Source organism: uncultured Mucilaginibacter sp. (genome assembly GCF_937859865.1).
Classification (GTDB): domain Bacteria; phylum Bacteroidota; class Bacteroidia; order Sphingobacteriales; family Sphingobacteriaceae; genus Mucilaginibacter_A.
The window spans coordinates 1-10,264 of record NZ_CALMAT010000044.1 but is presented as its reverse complement, the minus strand read 5'-3'; the positions used below and the strand labels follow the sequence as shown (position 1 = coordinate 10,264).

The following is a 10,264-nucleotide window of genomic DNA, read 5'->3' as shown; positions in this document are numbered from 1 at the left end:
GTCAATCGTAGTATAACCTTCTGATGAAAAGAAAAATTTCCTTCATATTCCTCGTCTTCTGGTATTTTTCTGCAAATGCCCAACAGCAACAATGGCATTTGCTGACCAACAGGATAACCACGCCCTGGGCGCAAAAAGTTAACCCAAAAGCGCCATTGCCGGAATATCCACGGCCGCAACTGGTGCGTGGCAACTGGCAAAATTTGAACGGGCTTTGGAGTTATGCCGTTATCCCTAAAAACCAAAATGAACCCTCCAAATATGACGGGCAAATATTAGTGCCGTTTGCCGTAGAATCAGCTTTATCAGGCGTAGGGAAAACGGTGGGAAAAGACAGCTTGTTGTGGTACAAAAACACGGTCAGCATCAACAAAGCTTTAAAAGGCAAAGAAACACTGCTGCACTTTGGTGCGGTTGATTGGCAAACCGAAGTTTTTGTAAACGGTAAAAGTGTTGGCATACACGAAGGGGGTTACGATCCTTTTACTTTTGACATTACCCCGTTTTTAAAAAGCGGTGCCAAGCAGGAAATCAAAATCAAAGTTTGGGACCCGACAGACGACGGCCCACAGCCACGCGGCAAACAACTTAAAAAGCCGGAAGGCATTTGGTACACACCGGTAACAGGCATCTGGCAAACGGTTTGGTTAGAAGGTGTGGCCAAAACTTATATCCAAGCCACTAAACAAACGCCCAATATTGACAACCAAACCTTAATCATATCAGCCGAAGTGGCAAATGCCCAGCTAGGCGACAAATTAAGGATCACGGCTATGGACGGCCAAACCAAGGTTGATGAGAAGACCATAGATGCAAACGGAACGGCAGTTTTAAATATTCTAAACCAAAAACTATGGTCAACCACCAGCCCGTTTTTATACGACTTGCAAGTAGCCCTTATCAGGAACAACAAAGCAGTTGATGAAGTAAAAAGCTACTTTGCCATGCGTAAAATTTCCCTCGGCCCTGATGCTAATGGCGTACAACGCATGTTACTGAACAATAAGTTTGTATTTGAATATGGCCCGCTCGACCAGGGCTGGTGGCCGGATGGTTTATATACGCCGCCAACAGAAGAAGCTTTAAAATTTGACATTGACAAGCTTAAAGCGATGGGTTTCAACTTGATCCGTAAACACATCAAAGTAGAACCTGCCCGTTATTATACTTATTGCGATAAAATGGGTATGTTGCTGTGGCAGGATATGCCAAGCGGTGATTTGGGCAACCATTGGGAAAACCGACCGGGCGTTTATGACCGTGCCACCGACAAGGAGCGTAGCCCGGAATCTGAAAAATACTACCGCAAAGAATGGAATGCTATCATTAATGCCTTGTATAATTATCCCTGCATCATTGTTTGGACACCATTTAACGAAGCCTGGGGACAATTTAAAACGGTCGAAATTACGGAGTGGACAATGAAAAAAGACCCTTCCCGATTGGTAAATAGCGCCAGCGGCGGAAACTTTTATGCTACCGGAAATATCGTTGACCTGCATAATTACCCGCATCCAGCCATGCCACGTGCCGAAATTTTTGGTAAAACAGAAGCAGTGGTTTTAGGCGAGTTTGGCGGATTAGGATGGCCGGTTGAGAACCATACCTGGCAGGCTAATAAAAACTGGGGCTACCAGAATTTTAAAAACGGGGAAGACCTTTTTAAAAGATACGACACCTTTACCGACAGGTTGCAGGAATTGATAAAACTGGGCTTATCGGCCGCAGTTTATACGCAAACAACAGATGTAGAAGGAGAAGTGAACGGGTTTATGACTTATGACCGCAAGGTTATTAAAATCCCGGTGGAATTGTTGCAAAAGTCGAATGTCAGGTTGTATAACCCGGCATTGGTGCAAATAAAATAGATTGATCAAATGATGCTTTCAAAAACCAGGTTTATTAGGATTCAAAAACAAATATTTCTAAATGCTGCACTAATGGCTTTGGGCGGATTTGCTGCAACTGCACAATCTACCGTTAAGGCAACAATGGTATTAAAAGTTGATAACCAGCAATCCAATGCTTTTTATGTAAACAACCGGGCACCGTTGCAAAAGCAATATTTTACAAAACTGCCTGTAGGAAGCATTCATGCTGGCGGATGGCTAAAAAAAGCTTTGGAACTTCAGCGCGACGGGCTTACAGGTAACTTGGGCGAGATCAGCATCTGGCTTTCAAAAACAAACAACGCTTGGCTGAATAAAGAAGGCAAAGGCGAATACGGCTGGGAAGAATTGCCGTACTGGCTGAAAGGCTATGCCAATATTGGTTATATGCTGAACGATAAAAAGATGATCGGCGAAGCTAAGTTTTGGATAGATGCTGTATTGAACAATCAGCGCGACAATGGGGATTTTGGCCCGGCAGTAGAAAGAAAAGGCAACCGCGATTTGTGGACCAATATGCCGATGCTTTGGTGTTTGCAATCCTATTACGAATATTCAAAAGATCCGCGCGTGCTTCCTTTTATGACCCGTTATTTTAAATATGAACTGTCTGTCCCAGATAATAAATTTTTAAAAGATTACTGGGAGAACAGCAGGGGCGGCGATAACTTGTTGAGTGTGTACTGGTTGTACAACCGTACCGGCGATAAATGGCTGCTCGATTTGGCCAACAAAATAGATAAAAACACGGCCGACTGGCGCCAGGCCAACAACCTGCCCAACTGGCACAACGTAAATATAGCCGAATGTTTTAGGGAGCCTGCCACGTTTTATTTGCAAAGCCATGACCAGAAAGACCTGAACGCTACTTATAATGATTTTAAGCTTGTCCGTGCCATGTACGGGCAAGTGCCGGGCGGTATGTTTGGAAGTGATGAAAATGCACGTAAAGGTTATGTTGACCCGAGGCAAGCAGTTGAGACCTGCGGCATGGTAGAGCAAATGACCTCTGATGAAATGCTGCTGGGCGATACGGGCGATCCTTTTTGGGCAGAGAATTGCGAAGATGTGGCTTTTAATACCTTTTCGGCAGCTTTTATGCCCGATTATAAATCGCTGCGCTATCTTACCGCTCCTAACATGGTAGTAAGCGACAGTAAAAACCACCATCCTGGCATCGCCAATGAAGGGCCGTTTTTAATGATGAACCCTTTCAGCAGTCGTTGCTGCCAGCACAACCATGCTGCCGGTTGGGTTTATTTTGCCGAAAATACCTGGATGGCCACGCCTGACAATGGCCTCGCTGCCCAATTATATACTGAAGGCGAAGTAAAAGCGAAGGTTGGCACTGGCACACAAGTTAGTTTAACAGAAACCACGCATTATCCTTTTGAAAGCCAGGTTAACTTTACCGTTAATACCGCAAAAACAGTTAGTTTTCCGATCTACCTGCGTGTTCCGGCCTGGTGTAAAAACGTTTCTGTAAAAGTAAACGGACAAGCTGTAGCAGTAAACACCAGCAGCGGCGATTATATCCGTTTGGTTAAGGCTTGGAAAAACGGGGATAAAATTGTTTTACAACTCCCAATGCAATTAAAGGTGCGCGAATGGAACGAGAACAAAAACAGCGTAAGCGTTAACTACGGCCCGCTTACTTATTCTTTAAAAATTGATGAGAACTACACCCGCGAAGACAGTAAAGCAACTGCCATCGGCGATTCAAAATGGCAGCCAGGTGCCGACCCGCAAAAATGGCCTTCTTTCGAAATCCATCCTAATTCTGCCTGGAACTATGGTTTACTGATTGATAAAGCCCATCCCGAAAATTCGATTGAAGTTATGCGCAGAAGCTGGCCAACAGACAATAACCCTTTTACCAACAACAACGCACCGATTGAATTGAAAGTAAAAGGAAAACTAATCCCCGGCTGGACGATAGACCAATACGGGCTTTGCGCAGTATTGCCCCAAAGTCCGGTAAAAAGTGAGCAACCGGTATCAGAACTTACTTTGGTGCCAATGGGCGGGGCAAGGTTAAGGATTTCGGCTTTCCCGGTAACTGAATAAATACGAACAACAGAAAAAAATTAAGTCAGCATACTTCTTTTACTCTATAAAAATTGGTGTCATGGTTCTTGGTTTTTGGATAATGGTTCATAGATAATAGCAGCATCCAAACACCAATTTTTATAGGGTAAAAGAAGCATTGCACAATTAACTTTAACAATTCAAATAAGAATATCAAAATGAAAAAAATACTTTTTCTCCTTCTGGCCGGAATGCAATGCCTTGCGGTAACTGCCCAGGGTTTTCGGGCTCCGGCTTATCCGCTTATCAACCACGATACTTATTTTAGTATTTGGTCCACAACAGACAAGTTGACCGATGCGCCAACAAAGCATTGGACAGGCACCGACCAATCTTTAACTGGTTTGATTAAAGTGGACGGCACGGCTTATCGTTTTATGGGCAATGAGGAAAAAACGTATAAAACATTGATCCCAACATCAGACGAAGAAAACTATCAAACCAAATATACCGAAACCCAACCTGCCAGCGGATGGGAAAATGTTCAGTTTAACGATGCCGACTGGAAAAACGGTATTGCCCCTTTTGGCGACAACAATGCCGACAAAACTTCCTGGAAAACAAAAGATATTTGGGTGAGAAGGACTTTCACGTTAAACCAATCGGACTTTAAAAAACTATACTTGAAAATAAGTCACGATGACAATGTGGAAGTTTACCTGAATGGCGAAAAGGTTTACAATAAAACAGGTTGGGTACAAAAGTTTGTATTTATTGAAATAGATGATGCAATTAGGAAAAACTTAAAGGCCGGTAAAAATGTACTGGCCATCCATTGTGCAAATACTGCGGGCGGATCTCATTTGGATGCGGGCTTAGTTACCGAACCGGTATCAACACAAAAAGCAAATATTTTAGTGGCCGACCAAACCAATGTAGATATGAACGCAACGCAAACCAGCTATAATTTTACCTGCGGAAAAGTTGACCTTACCTTAACGTTTACGTCGCCCTTGCTGCTGGACGATTTGAACTTGCTCTCGCGCCCGATTTCTTATATTTCTTATCAAGTTAAAGCCAATGACGGCAAAACACATAACGTACAGGTTTACTTTGGCGCTTCTACGGATATTGCGGTAAACACTTCCATGCAACCAGTAACCACGCAAAAATACACGTCCAATAATATAGCCATATTAAAGGCCGGAACGGTAGAACAACCTATATTGCAGAAAAAAGGCGATGACGTACGGATTGACTGGGGTTATATGTATGTAGGCGTGCCGCAAAGTTATGGCAGCAATCAATATGTCACCAGTTCTACGGATGCCATGAACAACTTTTTGCAGAATACAACTTTAGCCAGTGTAAAAGACGGAAAGCATTTGGTTTTAAGTACAATCATTCCACTTGGTAAAGTAAGCAGCACACCAAAAGAGCAATTTATTATGCTCGGTTATGATGATTTGTACGCTATCCAATATTTTAACCAGAATTTAAAAGCCTGGTGGAAGCTTGACCCTTCAAAAACTATTGAAAGCGAACTTGGCGCAGCAGCAAGGGATTACACTTCAATCTTAAAAAGATGTACTGACTTTAACCAAAGTTTGCAAAAAGCAGCCGTTGCAGCAGGTGGTGAAAACTACGCCAAGCTTTGCATTTTGGGTTATCGCCAAAGTATATCAGCCCATAAGTTAGTTAAAAGTCCGCAAGGCGAGATACTGTTTTTATCGAAAGAAAATTTTAGCGGCGGGTTTATCAATACGGTGGATGTAACTTATCCGTCGGCGCCATTATATTTAGTTTATAATCCTGCTTTAATGGAAGGCATGATGAACGGTATATTTTATTTCAGCGAAAGCGGAAAAAACACCAGCCCTTTTGCCGCACATGATTTGGGTACTTACCCATTGGCCAACGGGCAAACTTATGGTGAGGGTATGCCGGTTGAAGAATCGGGCAATATGCTGATCTTGGCTGGGGCAATAGCCAAAGCGGAAGGCAACGCTAATTATGCCAAAAAGCACTGGAAAACTTTAACTACCTGGGCAAATTATTTGAACAAAGAAGGGCTTGACCCGGCAAACCAATTGTGTACCGATGATTTTGCCGGCCATTTGGCCCGCAACGCCAATCTTTCGGTAAAAGCCATTGTAGGGGTTGGCTGTTATGCCATGCTTGCCGAACAAATGGGTGATAAAGCAACCGCCGAAAAATACAGGAACAGTGCCAAAGAAATGGTGGGCAAATGGATGCAGCTTGCCGATGCTGGCGATCATTATGCGCTAACATTTAACAATAAAGACACTTGGAGCGAAAAATATAACATGGTTTGGGACAAAGTGCTTGGCCTCAACCTTTTCCCTAAATCGGTTTATGACAAGGAAGTTAAGTATTATCTGACCAAGCAAAATGAATACGGCCTGCCTTTAGACAGCAGGAAAACCTATACCAAATCCGACTGGGTTTTGTGGACAGCAGGATTGACCGATAATCAAAACGATTTTAACGCTTTGGTTAATCCCATTTATAAATATGCTACAGAAACTACTTCTCGTGTTCCGATAAGTGATTGGCACGAAACCACAACTGGCAAAATGGTTGGCTTTCAGGCTAGGAGTGTAGTTGGCGGTTACTTTATGAAATTACTGGAAGACAAGTTTGCAAAACAATAAGCCAGGCATCAGCACAAATTTAATTTTGATCATTTATTTCCAATGCTTCTTTTATCGCCCAAAAATCAGTGCGCTTTATCTGCTTTCCTACAATTGCCTCTCTTTTGGAGAAGGTTGGAGCTGAACACAAAATTTATATGCCTAAAAGAAGCATTGGAGTAATAAATCTCCGTCTTGCTGAAAAGCCTGGTACAAACTTAATGATGTTCTAAACCACCAAATCACTAATCACTAAATTACCGAATCACTAAATTACCGAATCACTAAATCTTACTTATAAACATGCAAATTAAACCAAGAGTAATAGCTGCGGCTATGTTCATGCTGCTAAGCTTGCAGCTATCGGCACAGAAAAAAACAACAACAAGGGCGGTTTGGACAGCCCAAAAAGCAAAAACCTGGTATGCACAGCACCAATGGCTGGTGGGCAGTGATTTTATACCAAGCACCGCCATCAACCAGTTGGAAATGTGGCAGGCCGATACTTTCGACCCAAAAACGATTGACACGGAATTGGGCTATGCACAAGGCATCGGAATGAACGTGATGCGTGTATTTTTACATCATTTGGCCTGGCAGGAAGATCCCGAAGGTTTTAAAAAACGGGTTGACCAATATTTAACCATCGCTAACAAACATGGCATACAAACCATGTTTGTGTTTTTTGATGATTGCTGGAACAAAGTGCCAAAAACAGGAAAACAGCCGGAACCAAAGCCGGGAATACATAACTCAGGCTGGGCGCAGGATCCCGGACAGCCAGCTTCAGAAGACCCTGCTAATTATCCTGTTTTAGAAAAATATGTAAAAGATGTGTTGCGGCGTTTTGGCAACGATAAACGCATTTTGCTTTGGGATTTGTACAATGAACCGGGAAATTCTGACAAAGCCGACAAATCAATGCCTTTGTTAAAACATACTTTTGAATGGGCCAGGGAAGTAAACATCACCCAGCCCATTAGCGCAGGCATATGGAATTGGGCTTTTGAAACCCTGAACGCTTATCAGGTTGCCAATTCGGACATTATTACTTATCATGATTATGCGCCTGAACCTGACCACTTAAAAACCGTGCAGTTTTTAAAAATGTTCGGCCGTCCGCTTATTTGCACCGAATACATGGCCCGCCCGCGCAACAGCTTATTTAGCACGGTGTTGCCCATGCTGAAAAAGGAAAATGTTGGTGCGATAAACTGGGGCTTTGTATCCGGTAAAACAAATACCATTTATGCTTGGGACACACCAATGCCTGATGGAAGCGAACCGAAATTATGGTTCCATGATATTTTCCATAAAGACGGCACGCCTTACAAAGCCGATGAAACAGCCCTGATAAAAAGCCTGACCAACAGGACTAAATAAAGGAACTGTCTGATGAACAGAAAAGGGTTTGGTAACCATCAGTCGCATTGCTTTTTGGTAATGTTGGCACTGTTCATCAGTACAAGTTGCCGGAATTTGCATCAACCGATAAAATCAACGGCTGTTGCAAGTTCTGGTATAAATTTGGTTTTGGGCCGTGATTTTGCTGATCCAACGGTTATCAAAGCAGGCAATAAGTATTATGCTTATGCAACCCAAAGCCGCAACAATGGCAAAACGATCAACATCCAAGTCGCATCATCTTCCGACCATCAGCATTGGAAATATGAAGGCGACGCATTGCCGCAAAAACCGAAATGGGCATCTAAAACACAAAGTTTTTGGGCGCCTGATGTTTTCTTTGATGCGAAGCTGAATAAGTTCGTGATGTTTTTTTCTGCCGATCCTAATGAACTGACCGGAAAATGCCTGGGCGTTGCTTATGCCGATCATCCGCTTGGCCCTTTTACAGATAAAGGCGAACCTTTGCTTTGCGGCAGCGGCTTCCGAAATATTGACCCAAAAGGTTTTGTTGACCCAAAAAGCGGAAAGCATTTGCTGTACTGGGGTTCTGATTTCCAGCCATTAAAAGTTCAGGAGATGACGGACGACTGGTCGGCATTTAAACCAGGGACTGAAGCAAAAGCAATCGTTTATCCTGGCAAAGACAAAAGCTACAGCAATTTGATAGAAGGTTCCTGGCTGGATTATAATAAAGGCATTTACTACTTGTATTATTCCGGGGATAACTGTTGCGGCACCAAAGCCAATTATGCTGTGATGGTTGCCAGGGCAAGCAATCCAACCGGGCCTTTTAAACGATTGGGCGAAGCAAACCATTCCCTAAACAGTGCAATTTTGGAAAAAGACAGCGTTTACTTAGCACCAGGCCACAATTCAATTTTTAAAGACGAAAAAGGCAAAAAATGGATCGCTTACCATGCCATCGAAAGAAGCCACAAAGAGAAAGGAAGGGTTTTATGCATCAACCGGATTGTTTATAAAAATGGCTGGCCGGTAGTGCTTAAACAATAAAATGAACAATGAGCGCATGCTTCTTTTATCGCATAAAAATTGGTGTTTATGTTGAGGTACAGGAAGTTGAAAGCTTCAACCCAAATTATTATGTGATAAAAGAAGTATGAAAAACCATTACCAAACAAAATTATGATGCTTCTTTTATGCCTATAAAATCAAGATCGTTTATCTTTAAAAGCCTATTGGCTTCACCAATTTTTATGCGGTAAAAGAAGCATGGCAAACAGCACGAACAAAACTTAAATATTTATTATCAACCAAAATAGCTATTGACCTTATCTCAAAAAACATGAAAACAAACTATCTGCTGGCCTTGTGCACAGGTTCGGTTCTGGCCTTAACGGCTTGCAACAATACCTCAAACAAACAAGCATCCACTAAAACTACCGATACCACACAACAAACAGCTTTACCTGCTAAAACGGCTTTCGAAAAAACAATTGATAATAAAAAAACCGACTTGTATATTTTAAAAAACAAGAACGGTATGGAAGCGGCCATTACCAATTATGGCGGCAGGCTGGTGAGCCTTTTGGTGCCTGATAAAAACGGCAAAATGACGGACGTGGTTGATGGTTTTGAAAGCGTAGAAGGTTTCCAGCATTCTACCGAACCTTATTTTGGCGCCACCATCGGCCGTTACGGCAACCGGATTGCGAAAGGTAAATTTAAGTTGGATGGTAAAGAATATACGCTTTTCAAAAATAACGGACCCAACACATTACACGGCGGTAAAAAAGGTTACCAGGATGTGGTTTGGGACGCCAAACAATTGAACGATACTACTTTGCAGTTAACCTATCTTTCTAAAGATATGGAAGAAGGTTTCCCCGGAAATTTAAATGTTAAAGTAACTTATGCTTTAACCAACGATAACTGCTTGAAAATAAATTACGAAGCTACTACCGATAAACCTACCGTAGTAAACTTAACTAACCATGCTTTTTTTAATTTAAACGGCTCTGGAAGCGGCACCATCTTAAACCATCAGGTACAAATTAACGCGGATAGTTACACGCCGGTTGATAGTACGCTTATTCCGTCCGGAAAGATTGTAGCCGTGACCGGCACACCTTTCGATTTCAAAAAATCAACAGCTATTGGTGCACGCGTAAACGACAACAACGAACAGTTAAAAAACGGAAAAGGCTACGACCACAATTTTGTGTTGAACAAACCCAGCATGACTGCACCTGTAGCCAAAGTAAAAGGCGATAAAAGCGGTATTGTAATGGAAGTTTATACCGAAGAACCCGGCCTGCAATTTTACAG

At 42.6% G+C, this 10,264-nt stretch carries 6 protein-coding genes; all 6 read left to right on the top strand.

Annotated elements, in window-relative coordinates; all coding sequences use genetic code 11:
* Nucleotides 1–23 precede the first annotated feature (23 nt).
* Entirely contained in the window at nt 24–1,868 is a 1,845-nt protein-coding gene (locus tag Q0192_RS05000) for a sugar-binding domain-containing protein (protein ID WP_299287009.1), read from the top strand.
* Nucleotides 1,869–1,877: 9 nt separating this feature from the next.
* Nucleotides 1,878–3,956: a beta-L-arabinofuranosidase domain-containing protein gene (locus tag Q0192_RS04995; protein ID WP_299287006.1), complete on the top strand. Its 2,079-nt coding sequence runs from the start codon at nt 1,878–1,880 to the stop codon at nt 3,954–3,956.
* A gap of 179 nt (nt 3,957–4,135) precedes the next feature.
* Entirely contained in the window at nt 4,136–6,592 is a 2,457-nt protein-coding gene (locus tag Q0192_RS04990) for a glutaminase family protein (protein ID WP_299287003.1), read from the top strand.
* Between the two features lie 282 nt (nt 6,593–6,874).
* On the top strand, nt 6,875–7,954 hold the full coding sequence (locus Q0192_RS04985; RefSeq protein WP_299287001.1) for a cellulase family glycosylhydrolase: 1,080 nt from the start codon (nt 6,875–6,877) through the stop codon (nt 7,952–7,954).
* A 12-nt stretch (nt 7,955–7,966) separates the two neighbouring features.
* Nucleotides 7,967–8,989 carry a glycoside hydrolase family 43 protein gene (locus tag Q0192_RS04980; RefSeq protein ID WP_299286998.1) on the top strand — a complete coding sequence of 341 codons (1,023 nt, stop codon included), beginning with the start codon at nt 7,967–7,969 and terminating at the stop codon, nt 8,987–8,989.
* A 292-nt stretch (nt 8,990–9,281) separates the two neighbouring features.
* The coding region (locus Q0192_RS04975; protein ID WP_299286995.1) for an aldose epimerase family protein at nt 9,282–10,264 on the top strand (983 nt) is incomplete at its 3' end.

Excerpts from the sequence above, each read along its gene's own strand:
- Q0192_RS05000 (WP_299287009.1), top strand. The coding sequence starts at position 24 with ATGAAAAGAAAAATTTCCTTCATATTCCTCGTCTTCTGGTATTTTTCT.
- Q0192_RS04995 (WP_299287006.1), top strand. The coding sequence starts at position 1,878 with ATGATGCTTTCAAAAACCAGGTTTATTAGGATTCAAAAACAAATATTT.
- Q0192_RS04990 (WP_299287003.1), top strand. The coding sequence starts at position 4,136 with ATGAAAAAAATACTTTTTCTCCTTCTGGCCGGAATGCAATGCCTTGCG.
- Q0192_RS04985 (WP_299287001.1), top strand. The coding sequence starts at position 6,875 with ATGCAAATTAAACCAAGAGTAATAGCTGCGGCTATGTTCATGCTGCTA.
- Q0192_RS04980 (WP_299286998.1), top strand. The coding sequence starts at position 7,967 with ATGAACAGAAAAGGGTTTGGTAACCATCAGTCGCATTGCTTTTTGGTA.